The organism is Blautia luti (assembly GCF_033096465.1).
Lineage (GTDB): Bacteria > Bacillota > Clostridia > Lachnospirales > Lachnospiraceae > Blautia_A > Blautia_A luti.
Genome location: NZ_AP028156.1, coordinates 592,508 through 617,634 on the forward strand (window position 1 = coordinate 592,508; position 25,127 = coordinate 617,634).

Below are 25,127 nucleotides of genomic sequence, written 5' to 3' on the forward strand. Positions count from 1 at the left end.
CAATGCCCTGCTTCTTGGTTATTTGGAATGAACGGTAGTGTATTTCTGATTTTTGCTTTTGGGTTTGTCTGGAAACATCATTTCAAGTTTACCAGAAGATAATAAAGGCTTGAGGTAATATTTGCTGAAGTGAGAACGGCTGGAAACATCAATATATGCTTGCATTTCATCTCGACTTTTAGGGTCTGCACAAAATTCCAATAGCAAGTTTTGCTTGCTGATCACAGATGTATCATGTGCGGCATCATGTGCTGTATCATGTGCGGCATCATGTACGGAAGCACCGCACATGTTGTAGTTTACATTTTTCAAGATGACTCTGAAATCTGTCGCTGTTGAGGAAAATTCGGGCTTATATGCCTCTGTGTATCCAGGCAGCTTTTCGGTTTCACTGACGATTTTGCGTAGGCCACTTCCACGGCGTTCCATATACTTCATGCGGTGGAACAGGTCAGCAATCACAGGGTTTCGTCGCATGGAACGGATACTGTAAATATCGTATTCCTGAATTGAGCCGCCGCCAAACATACCGCCCGGAGATGTGATTTCCACCCGATCATCAAACATATCAATATGGATTTCACTGCCAAGCACAATATAATCACGATGGATAAGCGCATTAACAAGAGCCTCTGTCACAGCTCGTTCAGCATAATCCGGCTTGTCTACACGATACTGTGCCTTTTTGACAAAACGGACTTTGGAATTATTGCGAATAAATTCACTGCCGCTGTTCAGTAGATAAATCAGATTCCCTTCATATTCTTTATCGTCCAGCGCATCATCAAAGATAGAGCCTTTTTCCAAGCCATTCCACCGGGTACAGAACATACGGGAGTTATAAACCGTGTGCTGATCGGTCATGAGTTTTCCGGCATTGGTCAGGAGTCCATTTTTATCAGTCAAACCAAAGGAAACATAATCGGATGGCTCAAAGCGGAGACCGGTTCGTTCCAGATAGGTTGCTTCCAGAAGTGTAAAGCTGTAATCCTTTTTTACCGCGTCTGTTGTTAGGGTATCAAAGGACTGATTGGTTCCCTTTAAGATCAATTCATTCACAATGTAATCCGGGGCAATTACGCTTTCATTTCCAACACGGATATATGCTTCCATCACGCCGTCTGCCTTGTAATAATATGGGGTGCTGCGGCCAGGAGAAACCTCCAGAGCCAACAGGTTTTTACCATCTTCCTGCAATGGCTTTAAGATAAACTGCGGTAATGGTGTGATACGTTCTTTGATTAAGCGGCTGATCGCTTCAGCATCCTTTTGAACATCGGACAAGCCGATAGGCTCCCGGTCATCGGAGACTCCGAAAAACAGAGTGCCGCCGATTCCATTGGAAAAGGCACTGACACTTTTTAACCAGCTTTTTGGCTTTTTTGTTTCGAGAGCAACTTTGAAATCACATTCGGTTGCTTCAGCAATGAGCTGTTCTATCATAGAAATCCCTCCTTTGAGGTTGTAGAATATTCTTTTTTATTATACCCAGCGGAGAAAGTTATTGCAACGATAGAAGCAAAGAGTTCAGCGAAAACAAAAATATTTATGAGAGGAGGACCTTCTATTATGGCAACTACAAGAATCATGCCGCTTCATGTCGGCAAAGGCCGCACAGAGAGTCGGGCGATCAGTGACATCATCGACTATGTGGCCAATCCAAAGAAAACAGATAACGGCAGGCTCATTACCGGCTATGCGTGTGACAGCCGGACTGTGGATGCGGAGTTCCTTCTGGCAAAGCGGCAGTACATTGCCGCTACCGGACGAGTGCGTGGTACAGATGATGTGATTGCCTATCATGTGCGTCAGTCCTTCTGCCCTGGTGAGATTACCCAGGAAGAAGCAAACCGGCTGGGCGTAGAATTTGCAAAGCGTTTTACTAAAGGCAATCATGCCTTTGTGGTCTGCACTCACATAGACAAGTCGCACATTCATAATCACATTATCTGGTCATCGGTCAGCTTAGAATATGACCGGAAGTTCCGAAACTTTTGGGGCAGCACCAAGGCGGTTCGTCGGCTAAGTGACACCATCTGTATTGAGAATGGACTGTCCATTGTAGAGAATCCGAAACTTCACGGAAAGAGCTATAACAAATGGCTGGGCGATCAGGCCAAGCCCTCCCATCGGGAACAGCTGCGTGTGATGATTGACAACGCATTATCACAAAGTCCTGCTGACTTTGAAGAACTGCTGAAGCTGTTGCAAGAGTATGGTTGTGAAGTCTCAAAGCGCGGAAAATCGTATCGACTGAAGCTCTCTGGTTGGGAGAAAGCCGCCCGCATGGACAGTCTGGGCGAAGGATATGGATTGGAAGATTTGCGGGCAGTTCTCTTAGGGAAGAAAGCACATACCCCGCGAAAGAAAACCGTCACACAGGCAGAGCCGCCGAAGGTCAATCTGCTGGTGGACATTCAGGCAAAATTGCAGGCTGGAAAAGGTGCTGGCTATGCTCGATGGGCTAAAGTTTTTAATCTGAAACAAATGGCGCAGACCATGAATTACCTGTCAGAGAACAATCTGCTGGAGTATGCGGTTTTGGAAGAAAAGGCTGCGGCTGCCACGGCACATCACAATGATCTTTCGGCGCAGATCAAAGCGGCTGAAAAGCGCATGGCAGAGATCGCTGTTCTGCGTACTCACATCGTAAATTATGCCAAGACCCGTGAGGTCTATGTGGCATACCGCAAGGCGGGTTACTCTAAGAAATTCCGGGAAGAACATGAGGAAGAAATTCTGCTCCACCAGGCTGCTAAGAATGCCTTTGATGAGATGGGAGTCAAGAAGCTTCCCAAGGTCAAAGAGTTGCAGACGGAGTACGCGAAATTGCTGGAAGAAAAGAAAAAGACCTATGCCGAGTACCGGCGTTCCCGTGAGGAAATGCGGGAGCTTTTAACGGCAAAGGCAAATGTAGATCGAGTGCTGAAAATGGAGGTAGAACAGGATGTTGAAAAAGAAAAAGACCACGGCCAGCGGTAAGCTGGTCCTGGTCAAAAGTGTTCGCAGAACGCGCAGCCACAGAATGAAATTCTGTGTTCAAAGGGGCTTGGGGGCGCTGCCCTCAACAAGCAAGCGGAGAGGAAAATCACGGAGGGATTTTCTTCTCTGCGGGCCTGTGTGTATTAACACAGGCATTGCTTGCCTCTTTTCTCCGAAATTGAAAAGAACCAGTGAGAGAATCGTTAAATTTCACTCACTGGCTCAATTTGTTTCAAATTTCTCGGACAACTCTGTCAGTTCCTTCACTGTTTCCTGTGTGTGATGTAACAGGGTGTCACGCATTTCTGGCGGACAGCTGGAATAAAGCATTTTCATCTGATTGACACCTTCATCTTCCAGAGAAATATCTGGATTTATAAGCGTATCTAAAGAGATGTGCAGGACCTTTGCCAATGCTCTTAAAATCAAATAAGAAGGATTCATTTTCCCCTTTTCGATATTGGCGATTTGCTTTACAGAAACATGGCTCAGATCAGAAAGCTCCTGCTGCGTCAGATCTTTATTCTTTCGGGCTTCCCGCGTTTTCTGCCCTAAAGCAGTTAAATCATCAATCGGCATAATCATTCACCTCAAATATATTTTATCGTTCCGGTTTATATGATGGAATGACCTTATTATGCCTGACAATCAGTATGATTATGCCGATTTTATAGAGCTGCGATTGGTGATAAACTTGTATTGTTCGAGACAAAGAACTATAATGTACTCTGTGGAGGTGCAGAATGGATTATATGACACTAAAAGAGGCCGCCGAAAAATGGGGCGTGACACCTCGTAGAGTAAATTACTATTGTGCCGCCGGGCGCATATCTGGAGCTGTAAAGATGGCAACTATCTGGCTAATTCCAAAGGATGCGGAAAAGCCGATTGATGGTCGAACAAAACAAGGAAAGGCAGAAAAGTATGAGTAATATATTACTTCTTGAAGATGATCTAAGCCTGATTAACGGGCTTTCTTTTGCTTTCAAAAAGCAGGGATTTGAATTAAATATCGCCAGAACGCTCAAAGAAGCGGAGGAATTGTGGACAGACGGAAAATATGATTTGTTGGTGTTGGACGTATCTCTGCCAGATGGGTCTGGCTTTGAATTTTGCAAAAGAGTTCGACTTACATCAAAGGTGCCAATTATTTTTCTGACGGCTTCGGATGAGGAAACAAGTATTATTATGGGGCTGGATATTGGAGGTGATGACTATATCACAAAACCGTTCAAACTGGGGGTTCTCGTTTCAAGGATTAACGCCTTACTTCGACGTGCAAATTCTTTTCAAGCAGCAGACACAGAATTGCAGTCGAATGGCATCAAAGTTCTTTTGCTTCAAGGACAGGTTTTCAAAAATGGGGAACTGTTGGATTTGACTGCCGCGGAATACAAGCTACTGTGCTTGTTTATGAGAAACCCAAGCATGGTGCTGACAAAGGGACAAATTTTAGATAAGCTATGGGATTGCGACGGGAATTATATCGACAGTAGTACCCTTACGGTCTATATGCGTCGGCTTCGTATGAAGATCGAGGATAATCCAAGCGAACCGCAAATGCTCCTGACAGTTCGTGGTATGGGCTACAAATGGAATGTAATCAAGTGAGGTGGCCTATGAAAATATTTGCAAACAAGGAAATAAAAAAATTGTTTCTTGCTGTATCCGTTATTTGGGTAGTCTCCCTTCTGCTGACACAAGGTTTTTTATGGTTGTTCTATCAGCAGTTTTCGCTGTTTTTATTGCTTGTTTCCTTATTGGCTGGAACGTCCATGTTGGCAGTATGCTGTTCCTATTTCAGAAAACAAAATAAGATCATGGAGCAGGCAGTATCGCAGATCAATGCGTATCTTGATGGGAATCTTGACGCTCGTATTGAATGTGATTACGAGGGTGAACTATATCGGCTATTTCATGCTGTCAATTCTCTGGCGGCTGTCTTAAACGCTCATGCAGATAATGAACTCCGGGAAAAGGAATTTTTGAAAAATACGATCTCTGATATTTCCCATCAACTGAAAACACCGCTGGCAGCACTCAATATTTATAACGGACTCCTTCAAGACGAGGATATAGAAGTGTCCTCCGTGAAAGAATTTGCGGGTTTGTCTGAGCAGGAACTTGACCGTATCGAAACACTGGTGCAAAGTCTGCTCAAGATTACAAGATTGGATGCCGGAGCCATTGCCTTGGAAAAGAACACAGAAAATGTTGCAGATATGATGCGGGATATTGAACTGCATTTTGCATATAGAGCCAGACAGGAAAAGAAAGAAATCATTCTGTCTGGCTCGGATCATCTTTCTCTTTTTTGTGATCGTGATTGGTTGAATGAGGCAATCGACAATATTGTGAAAAATGCGTTTGACCATACAGAAAGTGGTGCAACAATTCGTGTTGCGTGGAAGGAGTTGCCGTCTGGTGTCCAAATTGTGATAACGGATAATGGATGCGGCATCCACCCAGAAGATATACATCACATCTTCAAGCGGTTTTATCGCAGTCGTTTTTCTAAGGACAAGCAAGGGATTGGACTGGGATTACCTTTGGCAAAGGCAATCGTTGAAGCACATAACGGCACCATTGAGGTTGACAGCGAATTAGGTATCGGGACAACTTTCACAATGAATTTTCTGATTCCTACAAAATTGTAGGCTGGCTGTAGGCTTACAGTAAGATTCAGGTGCTATTCTCTCAAACATAGGCAGGACAAACAAAGACAGCCTGCCTATATCGCAAAATCATTCAGAAAGAGGTGTTTACACTATGAACTTATTAGAAGTCAAAAATATCAGTAAGACCTATGGCAACGGAGAAACCGCTGTCAAGGCATTAAAGGATGTCAGCTTTTCTGTTCCAAAGGGCGAGTATGTAGCAATCGTCGGGGAATCCGGTTCTGGTAAAAGTACACTGCTGAATATGATCGGTGCTTTGGACACGCCAACATCTGGCAAGGTTCTGATTGACGGCAAGGACATTTTTTCCATGAACGATCGAAAGCTGACCGTTTTCCGCCGGAGGAATATCGGCTTTATCTTTCAGGCGTTTAACCTTATCCCGGAGTTGACGGTGGAACAAAATATTATTTTTCCGCTGTTGTTGGATTATCAAAAGCCGGATAAGAGATATTTGGAGGAACTGCTGACGGTTTTGAATTTGAAAGATCGTCGTAATCATTTACCCAGTCAGCTTTCCGGCGGTCAACAGCAGAGAGTGGCGATTGGCCGCGCATTGATTACCCGTCCTTCTCTGATTCTGGCAGACGAGCCAACAGGAAATTTGGACTCACAAAACAGCAGTGAGGTCATAGCATTGCTCAAAGAAACATCGAAAAAATACGAGCAGACCATCATTATGATTACCCACAACCGCAGTATTGCGCAAACGGCAGACCGGGTATTACAGGTATCGGATGGTACTTTGACTGATTTTGGGAGGTGCCGTGAATGAAAAGCTATCTTAGTCTTATTCCCATCTCCGCTAAAGTTCACCGCCGACAAAATCGTATGACGCTGCTTTGCATTGTATTTGCTGTGTTTATGGTAACAGCAATATTCAGTATGGCAGAAATGGGTTTTCGGATGGAACAGGCCCGATTGGTTGGTAAGCATGGAAGTTTCTCTATTGGAGACTTACTCGGCAGTTCCATGGGGCAAACCCTTCTTCCTGTTGCGGTTGTTCTATTCCTGCTGATTTTGATTGCAGGCGTTTTGATGATTTCCAGCAGCATGAACAGCAGCGTTGCACAGAGAACCCGATTTTTCGGAATGATGCGCTGCATTGGTATGAGTAAGCAGCAGATTATTCGGTTTGTTCGTCTGGAGGCATTGAACTGGTGCAAAACGGCTGTACCCATCGGTCTTATTTTAGGGGTTGTTACAACATGGGGGCTATGTGCGGTACTACGCTTTGTAGTTAGAGAAGAATTTTCTGATATTCCCCTCTTTGGTATCAGTATTTTTGGCATTGTCTGCGGTATCTTTGTTGGACTGATTACTGTGCTGATCGCCGCAAATGCTCCGGCGAAACATGCCGCGAAAGTATCTCCTATCACAGCGGTGTCTGGAAATGCAGACCACGGAAAAACAATACATCATTGCCAGTATACAGGATTCGGAAAGATTGAAGCGCTTCTCGGTATCGACCATGCGGTCTCCGGGAAGAAAAATTTATTCCTGATGACAGGTTCTTTTGCACTTAGTATCATCTTATTTTTGAGCTTTTCCGTTATGATCGATTTTGTGGATTATTTGATACCTCAGTCAGCTGCCACATCAGATATTGATATTGCAAGTGCTGACGGTAATACGATTCCTTGGGAACTGCTTACAACCATCCGCGAAATGGATGGAGTGAAGGAAGTTTACGGACGTCGTAGTGTGTTTGATGTTTCTGCCAAACTAAACGGCGACACCAACTTTTCTGGTACAGTCGATTTGATTTCTTATGACGATTTTGATTTACAATGTCTAAAAAAAGACAGTGCTTTGAAAAGGGGGAGTGATCTGTTCAAAGTTTTTGGGGACAGCAATTTTGTTTTGGCAACATCCGATCAGGACAGCACATGGAAAATCGGTGACACTGTTCAGATTGGGGATGAAACCCTTACCATAGCTGGACTGTTAAAAAACGACCCATTTAGTGAGAATGGATTGACAAATGGAAAGCTCACATTGATTACCTCTGATGAAACATTTGTCCGTTTGACAGGAGAGGAAGGTTATTCTCTTGTGCTGATACAAACAACGGGAGATGTTACGGACGAAAATGTTCAGGCAATCCAGAATTCCGTAGATCAAACATATAGCTTTCGAGATAAACGCGACGAGCGCACTACGGGAACTTATATGGCTTTTATTTTCTGTGTTTATGCGTTTTTGGCAATTATTGCACTGGTAACGGTAATGAACATTGTCAATAGCATTTCCATGAGTGTGTCTGCCAGAATGAAGCAATATGGAGCTATGCGGGCAGTAGGAATGGATGAACGGCAAATGACGAAAATGATTGCTTGTGAAGCATTCACCTATGCTGTTTTGGGGTGCGTTGTTGGTTGTGCTATTGGCTTGCCGCTTAGCAAATCGCTGTATGATTTCCTTATTGCAGGGCATTTTCCATCTGCTGTGTGGCAGTTCCCAATTATCTCTTTGGGCATTATTCTTCTGTTTGTCTCGATTGCGGCAATCGCAGCTGTATATGCTCCGGCAAAACGAATTCGCAATATGTCGATTACTGCAACCATCAATGAATTATAGTTTCATATGTTAATCTGCCGCGCGACGGAAAAAGAAAAAAAGCCGTCGCAGAGCAGACACATTTTCACGCGCCTATGAAACGGCGGCTTTGATTTTCAGAGCCGCCGTTTCTTTGCGTTTGCACAAACCTATGACGACTTGCAGGGACACGGTAGCCGATTGGAGGTTAATTTACCGTGTCCCATTTGCTTTTTCAAAGCTCACATGATCTACATCAGTTAAAAAAAGCATTGCTCCTCCTCCGGGCAAGTATAACATTGCATCGGCATTATCGTTCCATGTAATTCAGTATAATAATGGCTGCTCTTGGCGCGCCAGTTTTCCCTCACGGAAATCTGGCGTTTTTTGTTGCCATTTTTTCGGAGATGACCCGGTTGTCTGCCGGTGTCGGTCTCCGCCTCCATTCGATTCACCCGTCAATCACCCGTGAATCGAAATGGAGGTACATAATGAAGAAAATTAACCTTCGGGAACTTTATCCTAATGTTTATACAACAGACTTTTTTGTAGATGTGACAGAGGAAGTAATGGAGACTATTCGAGCAGCTGAACGTGCGGAGGCTGCGTATGAGCGAAAGATGTATCGCTACAAGGCCCAGTATTCTCTGGATTGCGAGAATGGCATTGAAAATGCAGTGCTGTTGAAGCCGCAAACGCCGGAAATGCTTCTGGAGGAAAAACAGCTTCAGGAGCAGGTCTATGCTGCTGTGATGAGGCTGCCGGAGAAACAGGCAAAGAGGATTTATGCCCGATACTATCTGGGAATGACGGTAAATGAAATTGCCGAAGTAGAAGGTGTAGATCCAAGCCGTGTCCGTGACAGTATCCGGCGTGGTCTGAAGCAGCTGGCAAAGTATTTTTAGGGTAGAATAACAGAGGGCGCAAGGTCTCAAAGTGCTTCTGCATAAGACCTTGCGCCCTACCTATTGTAGTAGCCTTAGAGGTGTATTTTGTAAAGCTATCTTTGAGTGAAGAAACATGATCTTTATCAAGAAAATTTGTCGGCTCATCTAATAGCAATACATCTGGTTTTTCAAGCAGTAGCTTTGCCAAAATCACTTTTCCTCATTCATATATAAAAGACCAGCGCCACTCAAAGTTGCTGGTCTTTCCGAATAATGATTTATTGTTGATTCTTTTTTAATGAAGCAATCCATGCTTGGATTGCTTCCACCAGTACATACTGCTGACGCAAAACAGCCATACCTGTTGCGGGAATACTGGGCTCATTTTCTTTTTTCTGTATATTATGTTCCAGATAGGATTTTAAAGTACTAATATTTTCTTCAATTTCTGCTATGCACGATTTTTGTTTTTCAGGTGGCAAGGAATCCAAATTCACAATAACAGCGTTGAAGTCCAGAAAAATGTTAATAGGTTTTCCAGAAATCTCAAACATGAGCCGTTCAAATTCCGCTTCTCCCGCTTCCGTCAGGGAATAAATCGCTTTTTCTGGCATCTTCCCTTCCTTTACGATTTCGCCTCGGATTAGCCCCTTTTCTTCTAACTGAATGGCTTTTTTATAAATGGATGGAGTGCTGATTTTTACCCATTTGGATATGTTTCTATATTCTACTAACTTTTGAATATCGTAGGCGCTCATTGGCTCCTTTTTCAATATTCCCAACACGATTAAATCTATGGTTGCCATGTGGAATCACACCCTTTCACTATGCTTTCTGCATGAAAGAATACTGTCAAAGTTACTATAAATTATAGTATTAGATTTTATACTCTTTGTCAAGATAAAACGCCTGACTTCTCTTGACATATACTATAAATTATAGTAATATGATTTATACGGTAGTATACTATAATCTATACTACTATAAATTACACTCAAAGAAGCGAAAGGAGTATTAACAATGAATGAACGCAACAACAAACTTGAGCTTTTGGGCAGTGCGCCTATCCCAAAAGCGCTGATGGCTCTCGGCATACCGATTATGATTGGGATGTTGATCAATGCACTCTATAATCTGGTGGATGCCTATTTTGTGAGTGGCTTGGGCAAAAGTCAAATGGGTGCTATTTCTGTCGTATTTCCGTTGGGACAAGTCGTGGTTGGTTTAGGCCTTATGTTCGGTAACGGAGCCGCATCTTATCTGTCAAGACTATTGGGACGCGGAGATAAAGATACCGCCGATAAAGTGGCAAGCACCGCATTGTATAGCAGTATTCTGATTGGTGCTATTATCATCCTACTTTCTGCGATTTTCCTTAAACCAATTTTGGTAATGTTGGGCGCGACGGAAACAATTATGCCGTATGCCTTGACATACGCAAGAATTTATGTGCTGTCCTGTGTTTTCAATGTATTTAATGTAACAATGAACAATATTGTAAGTAGCGAGGGTGCAGCAAAAACGACCATGTGTGCCTTGCTATTGGGAGCCGTATTGAACATCGGATTAGACCCTCTTTTCATTTATACTTTGGACATGGGAGTAGAAGGTGCAGCAATCGCCACAGCAATTTCGCAAATGGTATCCACGCTTGTTTATCTTACCTATGTTCTGCGCAAAAAAAGCGTATTTTCCTTCAGCATAAAAGAGTTTTCTCCTACGAGGCAAATGATAACGGAAATTTTGAAAATTGGAGTTCCCACTTTGGTGTTCCAACTGCTAACAAGTCTTTCGATTGCGCTAATTAACCGCGCATCCAGCAATTATGGCGATTCGGTCATTGCAGGCATGGGGGCGGTTACGCGAGTTACTTCTATGGGAACTCTTGTTGTCTTTGGATTTCTGAAAGGGTTCCAGCCTATTGCTGGATTCAGCTATGGGGCAAAGAAGTTTGATCGCCTGCGCGAAGCAATCAAAACCTCAATCATTTGGTCTACAAGTTTCTGCTTAGTCGTAGGCTTGGTGATGGCCGTTTTTTCTACGCAGATTATCTCTCAATTTACTGAGGGAGATAATCAAATGATTTTAGTGGGTCAAAAATCACTGTTTGCAAATGGGATCACATTCATTCTTTTTGGTTTCTACACGGTTTACTCCTCTTTGTTCCTTGCCTTGGGTAAAGGTGCGGCAGGTTTCTTTTTGGGAGCATGTAGACAAGGTGTCTGCTTTGTTCCTGTCATTTTGCTGCTGCCTATGGTATGGGGAATGAACGGAATCCTATATGCCCAACCCATCGCAGATGTAATTTCCGTAGTAATCACTGTATTTATGGCGTTACACCTTCATCGGGAATTGTCTATGGCTGAAAAACAGGCTATGTCCAATTCGGAAATATAAGATACTTCTCCTTGACTTTTACTATCAACAATAGTACTATTGATAATAGTAAAAGTTGGAGGTGTAGTTATGTCGTCAATCGATTTAGTCATACTTGGTATTGTATTGGAAAAACCGCAAAGCGCCTATGACATTCAAAAGGATGTGGAGTACCACCATTTTTCCCGCTGGACAAAAATAAGCGTACCTTCTATTTATCGCAAGGTTCTCCAGTTGAGCGAAAAGGGTTATCTGCAAAGCGATATTGTCAAGGGCGATAAGTTTGCGGATAAAGCCATTTATTCTATTACCGATCAGGGCAGAGCGTATTTCAAGGAGCTGATGGCCTCTTATGTCGCTGGCCCAGTACCCTTGCTATTCGATTTCAATGTGGTCATTACCAATTTGAACAAGATGGACAAGGTCGAAGCGTTGGAGCTGGTTTCGGCTTTGCGCCAGAGCATACAGTCCTCGGCTGAATCCAACGAGGGCTATGCGCGGGAATTTACAGACATTCCTTTGGTTGGGAGAACGATTTTTGAGCAGCAGCAGCTTCTCTATCGAGCCCTTCTGGAATGGCTGGATCACTTTGAAGGGCAGTTCTTAGAAGAATGAGTACAGGCCCCCAAAGCAGTTTGACCATCCTGTTCGAAGCTCCGTTTTGGATCGGTCTATATGAAAGAACGGATAACGGTAAGTACGAGGTATGCAAAATCACTTTTGGCTCAGAGCCCAAAGATTACGAGGTCTATGAGTTTCTGCTGAAGAATTGGCACAAGTTGAAATTTAGTCCCCCAATCCAGGCCGAAGTAGCCATGGAGCGAAAAATCAATCCCAAACGTATGCAGCGCGAAATTCAAAGCCAACTGCAGGATAAAGGCATTGGCACAAAGGCACAGCAGGCGTTGAAACTCCAGCATGAGCAATGTAAGCTGGAACGGAAAACCAAGAGCCGTGAGCAGAAAGAGGCTGAGAAAGACCGTCAGTTTGCCATACGGCAGGAAAAGAAGAAAGCCAAGCACAGAGGAAGATAACATGAAGATAGAATGGATTTTATGCCCCTTTTGCGGCAGCAAAACGCGATTGAAAATCCGCGGTGATACAGTACTGGAAAACTTTCCGTTATATTGTCCTAAATGCAAACATGAAACCCTGATTACGGTAAGAAAACTAAATTTATCCATCGTTCAAGAGCCAGACGCACAGACGCAGAGCCGATAATACACAAGGTAAATTCACTTGTGGTTATCGGTCCTTTTTTATTTCAATATACGACGAGAGCCTGCCCCGCCCAATGGGGAAAGAAAAAAACCGTAGCTGGGCAGGTTGATTTTGTGCGCTTACTCTACTTACTTTGGCGGCGGTTTTGAGAAATCAGAGCCGCCGTTTCTTTGCGTTTACACAAACCTATAACGACTTGCAGGGACACGGTAGCCGATTGGAGGTTATTTTGCCGTGTCTCGTTTGCTTTTTCAAAGCTCACATGATCTACATCAGTTAAAAAAAGCATTGCTCCTCCTCCGGGCAAGTATAACATTGCATCGGCATTATCGTTCCATGTAATTCAGTATAATAATGGCTGTTCTTGGCGCGCCAGTTTTCCCTCACGGAAATCTGGCGTTTTTTGTTGCCATTTTTTCGGAGATGACCCGGTTGTCTGCCGGTGTCGGTCTCCGCCTCCATTCGATTCACCCGTCAATCACCCGTGAATCGAAATGGAGGTACATAATGAAGAAAATTAACCTTCGGGAACTTTATCCTAATGTTTATACAACAGACTTTTTTGTAGATGTGACAGAGGAAGTAATGGAGACTATTCGAGCAGCTGAACGTGCGGAAGCTGCTTATGACCGGAGGATGTATCGCTATAAGGCGTACTACTCCCTGGACTGCGACAACGGCATTGAAAATGCGATTCTGATGAAGCCCCAGACACCGGAGATGCTTCTGGAGGAAAAACAGTTTCAGGAGCAGGTCTATGCCGCTGTGATGAAGCTGCCGGAGAAACAGGCAAAGCGAATTTATGCCCGATACTATCTGAGAATGACGGTAAATGAAATTGCCGAAGTAGAAGGTGTAGACCCAAGCCGTGTCCGAGACAGTATCCGCCGTGGATTAAAGCAGCTTGTAAAATATTTTTGATAAAATTTCATTTGATGCGCCTGTTTTTTGCCTTTTTTGTCAGTGTTAATAAGAAGGACAAGTTTTCCTCCTTCATCAGTACATTGACAATCGAATAGACAGCACAACAGGTACATAACCCATGTACGAGCGAATATGAAACGCCGCGAAGATGGAGCAGTCAGGGAGGTGATGAAAGAACTGCTTCGGAGCGATCTACGATTTCATAAAACGGATTGTGGCAGATTCGGCGCGATGACTGCATGGGGGCTTAAAGATACTTCCTCACGGCCCGCCAAAGACTTGGGGGGAACCCTGCGGCACACGATACGAACGGTGCTGCGGAGTTATGACAGCCGCGCCAGCGGAGACTTGTTGTGTTCCCATCGTCAGGGGGCGTGGCAAATGTGATGAAAGCTGAGTTATATAAATAGGAAGCGTTTGCAGCTTCCTGTTCAAAATCAGATACCATGCGCTGGCAGTTTCGGCTGCCAGCGTATTCATGTGGCTTTGAACAAACACGATGACAAACTTGACAGATTGGAGGAAATATGCTTTATGGAAAAACTTATTACACGAAAAGAAGCAGCAGAAATTTTAGGTATCAGCATTGCAACGCTGGACGCGGCCCGTAACAATGGTCTTATTTCTTATGTGCAATATGTGCAGAATGGCTGTGTGTACTTTACTTCAGCGGGCCTTCAGGAGTATATCGCAAAATGCACCCACAGAGCAAAGCCAACAGAAAAGAACGCAACTTATCGTAAACCTCGCAGAGCTGGAGTGTGAGCCGGTCCGTATCCTTGTCGAAATCATAATGGTCTGATAAAACATAGATACAGCGCTGGAGTCTATTCTTAGGAGGTGACGGAATTGGCCAAACGGCAAACAATAATTCCTCAATATGGCACAGTTATGAAAAGAGGTGTCCTATATTATAGGACCAGAATCAAAGACGCGAATGGTAAGCTCGTAGCTATCTACGCAAAAACACCTGAAGAACTATACAACAAAGAAACGCTTGCGTTGGAACAGATTGAGAATGCCACTTTTCATCGGAAAACGCCCACAGTTGCAGAGTATTGTGAAAAGTGGCTGCTGATGCAGTCGGTTCATGTACGAGCTACTACTTTGACGGATTACACCTCAAAGGTCAGGCGGCATATTATAGCGGAATTGGGAGATAAACGGATGGGTGAGGTTAGCCTGGATGATATTCAGCTTGCCCTTGTTCCGGTTTCCAAAAAATCTGCATCGGTTTATAAATCTGTGGTAATCCTTTACAAATCTATCTTTCGCGCAGCGATGGAAAGCAGGATTATTGACCACAACCCAACGATTTATCTGACAACAAAAGGTGGCGGTGTTCCACAAGAGGATCGTCAGGCTTTGACAGATGAACAGGTGGAGCGCCTTTTGGATGCTATCCGAGATTTGCCGCCTTATGTCTTTGTCATGATTGGTTTATATGCAGGGCTACGCCGGGAAGAAATTCTTGCTCTGCAATGGGATTCAGTATATCTGGATACAGATACTCCATATCTGACGGTAAGACGGGCATGGCACACCGAACATAACAGACCGGTGATTTCGGATGAATTGAAAACCAAGGCTGCGGAGAGAAATATCCCCCTTCCTGTTTGCTTGGCTGAGTGTTTGAAAGCAGCAAAGGAAACTTCGACTTCGGAGTATGTGGTTTCAAACCGGGATGGCGAACCGCTGTCCTACACGCAGTTTAAGCGACTTTGGCAGTATATTGTTACGAGGACGGTCAAGGAGCGGAGCTATTATCGGTATGAAGATGGAAAAAGAGTAAAGCATACTGTCACACCTGTCTTGGGAGAAAAGGCTGCTCATAACGGAAAAGTGGTTTACAGTCTGGACTTTGAAGTAACACCCCATCAGCTGCGGCATACTTACATTACCAATCTCATTCATGCATCGGTAGATCCCAAAACGGTTCAATACCTGGCAGGCCATGAAAGCAGCAAGATTACCATGGACATTTATGCAAAGGTTAAGTACAACAGACCAAATGAGTTGGTCAGATCAATGAACTGTGCGTTTGCAAGCTGGGATGCAGCACAGTAATAACAAATAGGAAATGAAGCAGGAGCGAGGCAAGGATGTCTCGCTCTTTGTTTTACCTCAGCCGTATCTTTGATTAAATCGAGGCTTTCTGATAAAAAGAGAGTGTAGATACGGAGACTACACATTATCAAGAAAGGACGATCAAAGATGGCAAAAAAGAAAACACAGATCCCGAAGTACGGGACCATTACATTGAAAGGAATCCAGTATTACAGAACCAGGATTACGGATGCAGATGGAAAAGAGTTGAGTTTGTATGCCGCAACTTGTGAAGAATTGTATGAGAAGCAGTTAGAGGCCCGGAAGCAGGTGGAAGAAATTATCTTTCACCGGCAGCACCCGACAGTAGCCGAGTATGGAGAGAAGTGGCTGCTGATGCAGTCGGCAAAGGTGTCTGCGTCTACACTCAGAGGTTATACGAGGGATATGACAAACTATATCATAAAACCTCTGGGAGAGATGTATATGGAAGAAGTGACCGCTGACGATATTCGGCTGGCGCTTGTTCCATTGTCAAAGAAATCGGAAGGCTTATACAATAAGGTCAATATGCTACTCAAGTGCATTTTTTATGCGGCAGAGAGAAACCAAATTCTTGAACACAATCCCTGTGTGGGAATATCGGGCAAGGGCGGAAAACCATCAAAAAAGAGAGAGGCATTGACAGATCAGCAGGTAGCCGTGCTTCTGGATACAGTCAAGGGGCTTCCTCCATATTTGTTTATTATGCTCGGTTTATATTCCGGTCTGCGTCGGGAAGAAATTCTTGCACTGCAATGGGATTGTGTATTTCTGGACGAGGATACACCTTATCTATCGGTGAGGCGGGCATGGCGTACAGAGCATAACAGACCCGTGATTTCTACGGTGCTAAAGACTCCGGCGGCAAAAAGGGATATTCCGATACCGAAGTGTTTGGTGGATTGTCTGAGAGAAACGAAAGAAAATTCCATATCAGATTATGTGATTGCTGACAGTAAAGGGGAGCCGCTGGCTGCTTCGCAGTTTCAAAGAGTGTGGCAGTATGTCGTTGTCCGCTCCACTAAGCCCCGGAACTATTATAAGTATGTGAATGGGCAGAGCATCAAATACGCGGTTACCCCAACGCTGGGCATGACCCAGAAAAATCAACCCAAAATCAGATATACGCTGGACTTTGATGTAACCCCGCATCAGCTACGGCACACTTACATTACCAATCTTCTCTATGCTGGTGTTGATCCAAAGACCGTCCAATACCTTGCCGGACACGAAAACAGCAAAACAACTATGGACATCTATGCAAAAGTGAAGTACAATAAACCAGAGGAGCTGTTTGGGGTAGTAAATGGTGCGTTTCATCAGGCTATTGCTGAATGAAAAAAGGCCGTTTTTTATGGTCCGCACACCGGATAACTGAGAGGCAGAAAGCCGGAAAAGCCCGGAGTATCAAGGAAAAACAGCTCAAAAACTCGCGCAATACGGTCTCAAAGCAGCTCGTAGAGCACCTCAGTTCAGCAAGCGATAATCTACAGCTTAAAAATGCTAAAAAAGCCCGGAAATACGCCATTTCCGGGCTTTTTCTATGCCTAAAATCACCTGATTCCGATGGTGAAATTTGAGGAAATTTGACTTCAAATTAGCCCATTTTGGAGGGGAAATTAGCCCCATATCCTTGACAGATTTTCGCCCGAAATCCGGCGAGACAAATTTGAGTAGGAGGTAACAGGTATGACGGATTTCAATCAGAAGACCCATGACACCGATGTGGGCATTCATGGCGGACAGTCGAGGCAGGCAACGCGAATTATTCAGAAGAGGATAATCCGATTGCCCTGAAAGCAGATTTCATCCTGTCCCTGTGCGAGTTGATCGTGGGCGGTAAGCATCTAATCAATTATGCTAAGACAAAAGATGTTTTTGCTGCGTATAAAGCATCCGGCTACAATCGGGAGTTCTATGAAGCCCATCGGGATACGCTGGTCTTACGCAGCGCAGCGAAAAAGGCGTTTGATGCCTATAAGAAAGAGAACGGTTCTGACAAAAAGCTCCCGCGCATCAGCGAGCTGAACGTAGAGTATGCGATGCTTCTGGAACGAAAGAAAAGCTTCTATGCAGAGTACCGCAAGACCAAATCGGAAATGCAGGATTGGTTTGTGGCGCAGAAGATTGTGCAGGAAATCCATTACGCTGGATAAAATTCTTGCCGATTATCACGATAAACAGCAGAAGAGTCAATGAAATATTTTTTTGAAACCGGGGTGGGGAGCATCCCGGTTTTTCTATGGCAGGAACTGCCGTTAAAGCATCCGGAACGGATGCGCAGCCCGATGCCGCAGGCAGCGTTTTATGGGGATTGGGGAGTTTCCCCAACAAGCAGAAAATCGCTTTCGTGTCACGAAAGCCCTGCTTGCAGAAGAGTGGGTTCTAAAAAAATCGTTCAAAATTTGGAAGGACTTTCGATTGATTTTGTTCGTTTCTTGGAGTAGAATATAAATGAGAAATTTTAACTTGTTGCGAGTGACTTTAGACATCGAAAAAGAGGTTCCGTATGGATTTCATGACGATTAAGCAGGCTTCTGAAAAATGGGGCATCTGCATAAGGAGAGTACAGACATTATGCACGGAAGGGCGAATTGATGGTGCCGAGCGTTTAGGCCATTAGTGGGTCATTCCTATTAACGCCGAAAAGCCGAAGGATGCCAGAATCAAAAGCGGCAGATATATTAAAACAAAATCCGGAAATGGAGAGAACGAAGATGGAAAGAAAACCGTATAGTGCTGGAGCAGTGAAATTTTCGTTCTGATTCATGGAATTTTGGAAAACCGTGCAGCTTTTGAGCGAGGGTAAGAGTTTTGCAGACATTAAAAAGTTGAATGAAGAGACAAACATCTATGGCGCGCCGACAAAACTACGAGCGCAGCAGATTTATTCTATGTGCGAGATAACTATTTTAGAAGCTACCATTTGTCAGGAATCGTTATTGACAGCTTCGTTTATCAAGCAATAGGAAATTGGAGATGGCTTTCCTCTGGAGAAAGTTCAACTTCAGTAGCAGGTACATACGAGAGGATTCTTTTAGATTATTATAATCAGCATTTTATGTGGGGAGCGATGCCTCTTAGCGCACCAGGAAGTAATCAACAGGTGTCTGCGGATAACAGCAGAGACTGCCTGGGTAAAGTTCTTAGATATATTGCTGGTTAAATATAGCAAGGGATAATGACAAAAATTAGTAGGAGGAATATATGATGTTTGATTGTGGTTTACAGAATATTTTCCGGCTGAAAAACGGGCAGTCCCGTTCCATCAACTGGGAAAACCGGAACGGAGAAAAAGGAAAAGGCGGCATGGCATCCAGCGATCTTGGTCCGTCCAGAAAAGGTTCCCCGTGTATCCCGAAAATAGAAGCAGGAGAGACTGTAACACTTGGTGAAATCCAGGGAGAAGGCATGATTCAGCACATCTGGATCACCGTTACAGACCGTACCAGTGAACGTAACCGTTATGTTCTGCGGGATCTTGTTCTGCGCATGTACTGGGACGATGAAGAATTCCCATCCGTTGAATGCCCGCTTGGCGATTTCTTCTGCTGCGGCTTCGGTGTTTCCTACCAGGTAAACTCAGTCCCGATTGCTGTCAATCCGACCCGTGGTTTCAACAGCTATTTCCCGATGCCGTTCCGTAAAAACGCCCGTATTACCATTGAAAATCAGTGTGATGAGCCGATTCCGGCCTTCTTTTATCAGATCGACTATTGCCTGACAACGGTTCCGGAGGATGCTGCCTATTTCCATGCCCAGTGGCGTCGTCAGCGCATAACGGAAAAGGCAAAAGACTACGTTGTCCTCGACAACATCAAAGGGAAAGGCCAGTACGTTGGAACTTATCTTGCGCTTACCAGCCTCGAACGCTACTGGTACGGAGAAGGTGAGATGAAATTCTACATCGATGGAGACAAGGATTATCCAACCATTTGCGGAACCGGAACAGAAGATTACTTCGGCGGTGCCTGGAGCTTTGCAACACAGCAAAATGGCCAAACCGTTGAAAATCAGTACTGTACTCCGTATCTTGGCTATCCTTACTACTCTAGCCACGATACCTTCCTTCATAATGATTACCACAATGATGATCAGATGCCACAACGCAGCTTCTATCGCTGGCACCTTCTTGATCCTATCCTTTTTGAGAAGGACCTTAAGGTAACTCTGCAGCAGATTGGTGTCAGTCACGGAGGTCTTTTTGAACGTCAGGATGATGTCGCTACCACAGCTTACTGGTACCAGACGCATCCTCATGTACCATTCGCGCCACTAATGTCCAGAAAAGAGCGCTGGCCAAGATGATTTTTGACGCTTTTCCTATTTTATATGTTTCATGACTTTGCATATCGGCTACAAGAGTCCGTTCCGAACAAATCTGCTTCCAACGAATTTGTCCGGAAACGGGCTCTTTCTTTTTTTATATGGTATTCAAAAAGCGATCTGGATTACAGAGATCTGTCTTTTCACAAACCTTTCACATTTTCCGTCCATTCTTTAAGGTTCCTTTAAAGTTCCCTCATTATACTAAAAAATGTAAAAAACATTTCCGGAAGTAAATCACACGAAAGTAGCAATTGTGTGAATGTCAATGAATATTTGAGCCACGTGACAGCCAATATTTGAGCCACTTTTGCTAACGAATACTTGAAGCCCAACAGGAGCGGACTGATCCGTTGTATTTTTCATAATGACAAATCACCCAGTATGAAAGTTGACCGGAGGTATTACTGCTTCAGTTGTGGCTGTACGGGAGATGCGATTGATTTTACAGCACAACTGTTTGGCATTGGACTGAAAGATGCTGCTATGAAGCTGGCAGATGATTTTAGGATTCCTTATTCAGGCAAGGACAGGGAATCACAGCAGAACAAGAGACGTGTTCCAATAAAAAAGCCGAAGCCGACACCGGAAGAACTCTGGCAGAAAAAATATCTAAGATGCATGAGAACATATCTGGATTACCGTAGCCTGCTTCTGGAATGGAAATAGCAATCTACTTTGGAGATTGGATAAAGACAAGAACACCGATTAATCTGCTATTTCTCTTATTATTCGTGCAACTGGTATATGTTGCAATCAGGTGGTATATGAAAGGCTGGCGGGATACAAGGAGTTATTATTAAAATTGCAAACAGATAGATAAAATATATAAATCTATCCATTTGCATATAGAATACTTTTATCTTTTGAACATTCTAAATATGATGCATAAATAGTATATTGTCAGCATAATTGATACAGATAATAAAACGAAAAACAACATCATCTCCAAATATTGTATGGTTACAGAAAGTAGAAATTAAGAAATTTCCTCTGTTTTCTTCTTTCTGTATTCATTTGGACTCATATGATAATATTGTCTAAACTTCCGGCAGAAATAGCCGGAACTTGTAAATCCGGTTTCTTCTGCAATGGAAGAAACCGATTTTTGAGTGATATAAAGTTGTTCAGCAGCCTGTGCTAGTCTGTATTGAATTAGATATGCTACCGGAGAACAGTGGATGCCAGTTTGAAAAATGTGTAAAGCTCCACTTTTGCTGATAGATGCCGATGCCGCAATCGTCTCCAATGTAATCTCTTCCATGTAGTGATCATGAATATACTGCATCATAGCTTGTAATCTTGCTTGTTTGTGATTTAATCGATGAATACTGTTAGAATCAGAAGTCCAGTCCATATTTTTTTGCAATATGTTCCAAAGCTGAAATAAAAGTTGTATAGTACATAATTCATTATCCGGCTTAGTTTCCTGAATAGTACAAATTTGCGACAAAAGTTGTAGCACCTGTTTTCCAAATGTGTTGGATGGACTGAAAACTTGATATGAAACAGACGAGCTTATCACAGGAAGAATATATTTTTCGTAAATGAGGCTGTTTTCGGGTGCTAATAGGGTTGGCGAAAAAACAATATTAGGTGCAAATGTACTGCTTTGTGCTTCAAAACGATGCAGGACACCGCTATTGATAAATATGCCGCAACCTTTATGTAGTTCTATTTTACTTGTACCTATAAGGCAGAACGCAGTACCTTCAGCAGTATAAAGAAATTCTAATTCATGATGCCAATGCCAGTCAATGCGATGGAAGTCAAATTTCCAAATATTATCAGGATAGTATGCAAATGGATAACGATTGTTGCCATGCTGGATGGTTTCTCGTAGTGTTTCATCTGTAGTTATCTTAAAAGTCTCCATGCTATATTTCCTCATAAATAATAAAATTTGTTATATTGTACCATAAATATATGATTTTATACAATGACTAGATATAAAGTTTACGATATAATCACATTTATTAGAGGAGGACAAAATGAAAAGCCAATATAATAAGACAATTACAGCCTGTTTTGTAGGTTATATTGTACAAGCTATCGTTAATAATTTTACACCACTGCTTTTTTTGTTTTTTCAGAAATGCTATCATATTCCAATTTCCCAAATTACATTGTTAGTGACTTTTAATTTTGGGATACAACTACTGGTTGATTTTCTTTCTGTCAGATTTGTTGATAAAATAGGATATCGGATATCAATGATTATAGCTCATGTTCTAGCAGCGGCAGGATTATTCCTTCTTACAGTTTTACCAGAGATTTTACCAGTTTCCTTTATTGGAATTTTGATTGCTGTAATGATCTATGCGGTAGGTGGTGGACTTTTGGAAGTCCTAGTCAGTCCAGTTGTTGAGGCTTGTCCATCCGACAATAAGGAAAAAGCAATGAGCCTGTTGCATTCTTTTTATTGCTGGGGACACGCCGGAGTTGTACTCATATCAACAGTGTTCTTTTATGTAGTCGGTATAGATAACTGGAAAATATTAGCCATTATTTGGGCGGTTATTCCAATTGGAAATGCTTTTGTTTTTTCAAAGGTTCCCATTGCACCATTGCTTGAGGATGGAGATACCGGACTTGGATTAAAGGAATTGTTTCGGATGAAAATTTTTTGGATTTTGTTGATTATGATGATATGTGCAGGAGCAAGTGAGCAAGCAGTAAGTCAATGGGCCTCTGCTTTTGCAGAAAAAGGTCTTGGAATTTCAAAGGCAGCCGGCGACTTAGCAGGGCCGATGGCATTTGCGGTTCTAATGGGAATATCAAGATTGTTTTATGGTAAGTATGGTGACCGTATCAATTTGGAACACTTTATGATTTATAGTAGTTTTTTATGTATTTTATCCTATTTAGGGATTTCATTATTCTCGATTCCGCTATTAAATCTGATTGCCTGCGCTGTCTGTGGGCTTTCAGTGGGAATCATGTGGCCTGGAACTTTCAGCAAGGCATCAGCAGCTTTGCCCAAAGGGGGAACAGCCATGTTTGCATTGCTGGCATTAGGTGGAGATATAGGTTGTTCAGGAGGTCCTACATTGGTTGGAATGGTATCAGGAGCTTTTGGGGATAACCTAAAGATGGGAATTTTGGCAGGAATTATTTTTCCAGTGTTGCTACTTATAGGAGTCATTCTTTGCAGAAGACAAAAGAAAATTACTAATTATAATACAGTGAAAAGTAGGCACTAAATATAGCTGCTTATTAAAATAAAAAAGAAAGTGAGAAAAAAGATGGAATTTTTGAAAAACAATCCTAAATGGATACGTCAACCAAAGCAGGTACAAATTAGTGAGGATAAAGTTGTAATTCTTACAGAAAGGGGTACCGACTTATGGGCACGCACTTATTATGGTTTTCAAAATGATAATGCTCCAGTATTTCAAGTTGAAACAACGGACAAGTACTTTTCTTTTATTGTTAAAACAGAATTCGAGAGTACCTGTCGTTTTGACCAGTGTGGTGTGGCTATGTATTTAAATAGTGATAATTGGTTTAAGGCATCTATAGAATATGAGAATGAAAAAATACAGCGATTGGGAAGCGTTGTAACCAATCATGGATATTCTGACTGGGCAACAACAGACATATCCTCTGATATTAAAAGTATGTGGTATCGTTTTTCACGAAGGGACAGTGACTACTGTATTGAATGCAGTGAGGATGGCATAAATTTCAGACAAATGCGTATTTTCCATATGTGGGAAGGTGCAGAAAAAATTACTTATGGAATATATGCATGCAGCCCGACAGAAGGCTCATATAAGGCAACATTTTCAAATATGCAGATTACGGAATGTAAATGGGAATCAGATGCAGACTGGTGTGATTGATGATATGATTTCTAAAGATAAATCTCATATGAGAATCATTATCAGTTAAATTGAATAATAAATATAATCCAAAAATAATCCCCGAAAAATTTTAGAATTTTTGGGGATTATTTAACATTATAAATAAAGAGTGTCCTCTGCATCCACCCATATTTGCATCGTTCCATCAAGATATAATTTTGCATATTCAAGTGGTTCATCAATGACAAGTGCGTTTAATGAACAGACTGATCCGGGTGTGGGTTATAAATCCTTCTCAGCTTCCCAACAGTCAATACGGAGCATATAGCCAGCACTGGTATACACATCAATGCTGTTGCGTTGTGGATTGTATTCTGCAAATATTGTTCTCATCGTATCATATCTCCTTATCGTCCAATCAATCATTCGTTACAAAAATTAGAAGCATTTCAATCAGTTCACCATGTCGTTTTCATTTTATGTTATACTGTTTTAGAGGATTATCTTTCCCTTGTTTTTGCCCTTATCAGAGTTCGTAAATACTCATGGGACAATATAATACAAGGGAAACAATAAGGGAAAGCTCACCTGCGATAAACTTAGTGTTTTCAAGGGCTTGAGAGATATTTGGTAATAAAATATAACAATTATTAAATCCCTTGGAATATATGAAATCTCAATTCAAGTTTGTAGAATTCAAAAATTTAATATGAAATGTGAGATAGAGCGTATGGAAATTAACTATACGTTCTATTTTTTTCCTTTTTTGAAAAAGTGATTAAAAAACTATTGACATTTTGTTACTGGCAAGACCTTAAAGTCGGTTCTGGTGAGCTGCGGCGCACGTCTGGCTCCCTTCGATATTGAGGAAGTCCGTGATATCACCATGTACGATGAGCTGTTGCTGGATACGGTGGGAGATAAGAAAACGGCTCTGTTCCTTATTATGAGCGATACAAACCCGACTTTTAATTTCCTAATTTCCATGATCTACACACAGCTGTTTAACCTGCTGTGCGAAAAAGCGGATGATATTTACGGCGACAGATTGCCGGTGCATGTGCGCTGCCTGATTGATGAGTGTGCGAACAGTGGTCAGATTCCGAATCTGGAAAAGCTGGTAGCCACCATCCGATCAAGAGAAATCTCGGCATGTCTGGTACTTCAGGCGCAGAGCCAGTTGAAGGCTATCTACAAGGACAATGCTGATACCATCATCGGCAATATGGATTCCCGTATTTTCCTTGGCAGTTCGGAGTCGACTACGCTAAAAGAGCTGAATCAGGCACTGGGTGCCGGTC

General features: G+C 42.8%; 26 protein-coding genes and 3 pseudogenes. 24 read left to right on the forward strand and 5 right to left on the reverse strand.

Annotation, left to right across the window (positions count from 1 at the left end):
- Window positions 1–18 precede the first annotated feature (18 nt).
- Complete coding sequence (locus R8695_RS02735; RefSeq protein WP_154781032.1) at window positions 19–1,443, reverse strand: ATP-binding protein; 1,425 nt, start codon at window positions 1,441–1,443, stop codon at window positions 19–21.
- A gap of 126 nt (window positions 1,444–1,569) precedes the next feature.
- Between R8695_RS02735 and R8695_RS02740 the strand changes: the two genes are divergently transcribed.
- Window positions 1,570–2,982, forward strand: coding sequence for a relaxase/mobilization nuclease domain-containing protein (locus tag R8695_RS02740; protein WP_154781033.1), 1,413 nt, complete (start codon window positions 1,570–1,572; stop codon window positions 2,980–2,982).
- Between the two features lie 222 nt (window positions 2,983–3,204).
- Here the strand turns inward: R8695_RS02740 and R8695_RS02745 are convergent, their stop codons facing one another.
- Window positions 3,205–3,561, reverse strand: a complete 357-nt coding sequence (locus tag R8695_RS02745) for a helix-turn-helix domain-containing protein (RefSeq protein WP_118037221.1) — start codon at window positions 3,559–3,561, stop codon at window positions 3,205–3,207.
- Window positions 3,562–3,725: 164 nt separating this feature from the next.
- Between R8695_RS02745 and R8695_RS02750 the strand changes: the two genes are divergently transcribed.
- The 6 genes from R8695_RS02750 (at window position 3,726) to R8695_RS02775 (ending at window position 9,103) form a co-directional block, all read left to right on the forward strand.
- The gene (locus R8695_RS02750; protein ID WP_025581218.1) at window positions 3,726–3,914 is read left to right on the forward strand and encodes a MerR family transcriptional regulator; all 189 of its coding nucleotides are present in this window, start codon (window positions 3,726–3,728) and stop codon (window positions 3,912–3,914) included.
- Window positions 3,907–4,593: a response regulator transcription factor gene (locus R8695_RS02755; protein WP_118037220.1), complete on the forward strand. Its 687-nt coding sequence runs from the start codon at window positions 3,907–3,909 to the stop codon at window positions 4,591–4,593. The genes R8695_RS02750 and R8695_RS02755 overlap by 8 nt, the downstream gene beginning before the upstream one ends.
- A gap of 8 nt (window positions 4,594–4,601) precedes the next feature.
- A complete protein-coding gene (locus R8695_RS02760; protein WP_118037219.1) occupies window positions 4,602–5,639 on the forward strand; it encodes a HAMP domain-containing sensor histidine kinase in 1,038 nt (345 codons plus the stop codon).
- A 112-nt stretch (window positions 5,640–5,751) separates the two neighbouring features.
- A complete protein-coding gene (locus R8695_RS02765; RefSeq protein WP_118037218.1) occupies window positions 5,752–6,435 on the forward strand; it encodes an ABC transporter ATP-binding protein in 684 nt (227 codons plus the stop codon).
- Window positions 6,432–8,240: an ABC transporter permease gene (locus R8695_RS02770; RefSeq protein ID WP_154781034.1), complete on the forward strand. Its 1,809-nt coding sequence runs from the start codon at window positions 6,432–6,434 to the stop codon at window positions 8,238–8,240. The genes R8695_RS02765 and R8695_RS02770 overlap by 4 nt, the downstream gene beginning before the upstream one ends.
- A gap of 449 nt (window positions 8,241–8,689) precedes the next feature.
- Window positions 8,690–9,103, forward strand: a complete 414-nt coding sequence (locus tag R8695_RS02775) for a sigma-70 family RNA polymerase sigma factor (protein WP_154781035.1) — start codon at window positions 8,690–8,692, stop codon at window positions 9,101–9,103.
- A gap of 260 nt (window positions 9,104–9,363) precedes the next feature.
- Here the strand turns inward: R8695_RS02775 and R8695_RS02780 are convergent, their stop codons facing one another.
- On the reverse strand, window positions 9,364–9,891 hold the full coding sequence (locus R8695_RS02780) for a PadR family transcriptional regulator (protein WP_055201207.1): 528 nt from the start codon (window positions 9,889–9,891) through the stop codon (window positions 9,364–9,366).
- Window positions 9,892–10,105: 214 nt separating this feature from the next.
- On the opposite strand from R8695_RS02780, the gene R8695_RS02785 reads away from it, so the two are divergent.
- The 14 genes and pseudogenes from R8695_RS02785 to R8695_RS02855 all read left to right on the forward strand — a co-directional run bounded on the left by R8695_RS02785 (window position 10,106) and on the right by R8695_RS02855 (window position 20,823).
- Window positions 10,106–11,482, forward strand: a complete 1,377-nt coding sequence (locus R8695_RS02785) for an MATE family efflux transporter (RefSeq protein WP_117529597.1) — start codon at window positions 10,106–10,108, stop codon at window positions 11,480–11,482.
- A 69-nt stretch (window positions 11,483–11,551) separates the two neighbouring features.
- Window positions 11,552–12,076, forward strand: a complete 525-nt coding sequence (locus tag R8695_RS02790) for a PadR family transcriptional regulator (RefSeq protein ID WP_119224691.1) — start codon at window positions 11,552–11,554, stop codon at window positions 12,074–12,076.
- Complete coding sequence (locus R8695_RS02795) at window positions 12,073–12,495, forward strand: YjdF family protein (RefSeq protein WP_119224690.1); 423 nt, start codon at window positions 12,073–12,075, stop codon at window positions 12,493–12,495. Before R8695_RS02790 ends, R8695_RS02795 begins: the two co-directional genes overlap by 4 nt.
- A 1-nt stretch (window position 12,496) precedes the next feature.
- Window positions 12,497–12,682, forward strand: coding sequence for a cysteine-rich KTR domain-containing protein (locus tag R8695_RS02800; RefSeq protein ID WP_117441390.1), 186 nt, complete (start codon window positions 12,497–12,499; stop codon window positions 12,680–12,682).
- Between the two features lie 507 nt (window positions 12,683–13,189).
- Entirely contained in the window at window positions 13,190–13,603 is a 414-nt protein-coding gene (locus R8695_RS02805; RefSeq protein ID WP_154780954.1) for a sigma-70 family RNA polymerase sigma factor, read from the forward strand.
- Window positions 13,604–14,140: 537 nt separating this feature from the next.
- Window positions 14,141–14,371 carry a helix-turn-helix domain-containing protein gene (locus R8695_RS02810; RefSeq protein WP_040015730.1) on the forward strand — a complete coding sequence of 77 codons (231 nt, stop codon included), beginning with the start codon at window positions 14,141–14,143 and terminating at the stop codon, window positions 14,369–14,371.
- A gap of 126 nt (window positions 14,372–14,497) precedes the next feature.
- Window positions 14,498–15,673, forward strand: a complete 1,176-nt coding sequence (locus tag R8695_RS02815; RefSeq protein WP_007045815.1) for a tyrosine-type recombinase/integrase — start codon at window positions 14,498–14,500, stop codon at window positions 15,671–15,673.
- 147 nt (window positions 15,674–15,820) lie between these two features.
- The gene (locus tag R8695_RS02820) at window positions 15,821–17,032 is read left to right on the forward strand and encodes a tyrosine-type recombinase/integrase (RefSeq protein ID WP_007045816.1); all 1,212 of its coding nucleotides are present in this window, start codon (window positions 15,821–15,823) and stop codon (window positions 17,030–17,032) included.
- A gap of 494 nt (window positions 17,033–17,526) precedes the next feature.
- Window positions 17,527–17,850 carry a hypothetical protein gene (locus R8695_RS02825; protein ID WP_243139595.1) on the forward strand — a complete coding sequence of 108 codons (324 nt, stop codon included), beginning with the start codon at window positions 17,527–17,529 and terminating at the stop codon, window positions 17,848–17,850.
- Between the two features lie 39 nt (window positions 17,851–17,889).
- Complete coding sequence (locus R8695_RS02830; protein WP_154780953.1) at window positions 17,890–18,141, forward strand: hypothetical protein; 252 nt, start codon at window positions 17,890–17,892, stop codon at window positions 18,139–18,141.
- Window positions 18,142–18,411: 270 nt separating this feature from the next.
- Window positions 18,412–18,588 (forward strand): annotated as a pseudogene (locus tag R8695_RS17630) (BrxA family protein); the annotation flags it as partial.
- A 316-nt stretch (window positions 18,589–18,904) separates the two neighbouring features.
- Entirely contained in the window at window positions 18,905–20,002 is a 1,098-nt protein-coding gene (locus tag R8695_RS02845; RefSeq protein WP_035394420.1) for a glycoside hydrolase family 172 protein, read from the forward strand.
- A 342-nt stretch (window positions 20,003–20,344) separates the two neighbouring features.
- Complete coding sequence (locus R8695_RS02850) at window positions 20,345–20,689, forward strand: CHC2 zinc finger domain-containing protein (protein WP_279238220.1); 345 nt, start codon at window positions 20,345–20,347, stop codon at window positions 20,687–20,689.
- A complete protein-coding gene (locus tag R8695_RS02855; RefSeq protein WP_154780951.1) occupies window positions 20,680–20,823 on the forward strand; it encodes a DUF6040 family protein in 144 nt (47 codons plus the stop codon). Before R8695_RS02850 ends, R8695_RS02855 begins: the two co-directional genes overlap by 10 nt.
- A gap of 176 nt (window positions 20,824–20,999) precedes the next feature.
- Here the strand turns inward: R8695_RS02855 and R8695_RS02860 are convergent, their stop codons facing one another.
- On the reverse strand, window positions 21,000–21,896 hold the full coding sequence (locus R8695_RS02860) for an AraC family transcriptional regulator (protein WP_243139594.1): 897 nt from the start codon (window positions 21,894–21,896) through the stop codon (window positions 21,000–21,002).
- Between the two features lie 115 nt (window positions 21,897–22,011).
- Here R8695_RS02860 and R8695_RS02865 point away from each other — a divergent pair, with 115 nt between their 5' ends.
- Together R8695_RS02865 and R8695_RS02870 are read left to right on the forward strand one after the other, a co-directional pair.
- Entirely contained in the window at window positions 22,012–23,223 is a 1,212-nt protein-coding gene (locus R8695_RS02865; RefSeq protein WP_055194675.1) for an MFS transporter, read from the forward strand.
- A gap of 42 nt (window positions 23,224–23,265) precedes the next feature.
- Window positions 23,266–23,865, forward strand: a complete 600-nt coding sequence (locus R8695_RS02870) for a DUF1349 domain-containing protein (RefSeq protein WP_118510932.1) — start codon at window positions 23,266–23,268, stop codon at window positions 23,863–23,865.
- 117 nt (window positions 23,866–23,982) lie between these two features.
- On the opposite strand, the pseudogene R8695_RS02875 reads toward R8695_RS02870, so the two are convergent.
- A pseudogene (locus R8695_RS02875) lies at window positions 23,983–24,219 on the reverse strand (DUF6061 family protein).
- 412 nt (window positions 24,220–24,631) lie between these two features.
- Between R8695_RS02875 and R8695_RS02880 the strand changes: the two are divergent.
- Window positions 24,632–25,120 (forward strand): annotated as a pseudogene (locus R8695_RS02880) (type IV secretory system conjugative DNA transfer family protein); the annotation flags it as partial.
- Between the last annotated feature and the right edge of the window lie 7 nt (window positions 25,121–25,127).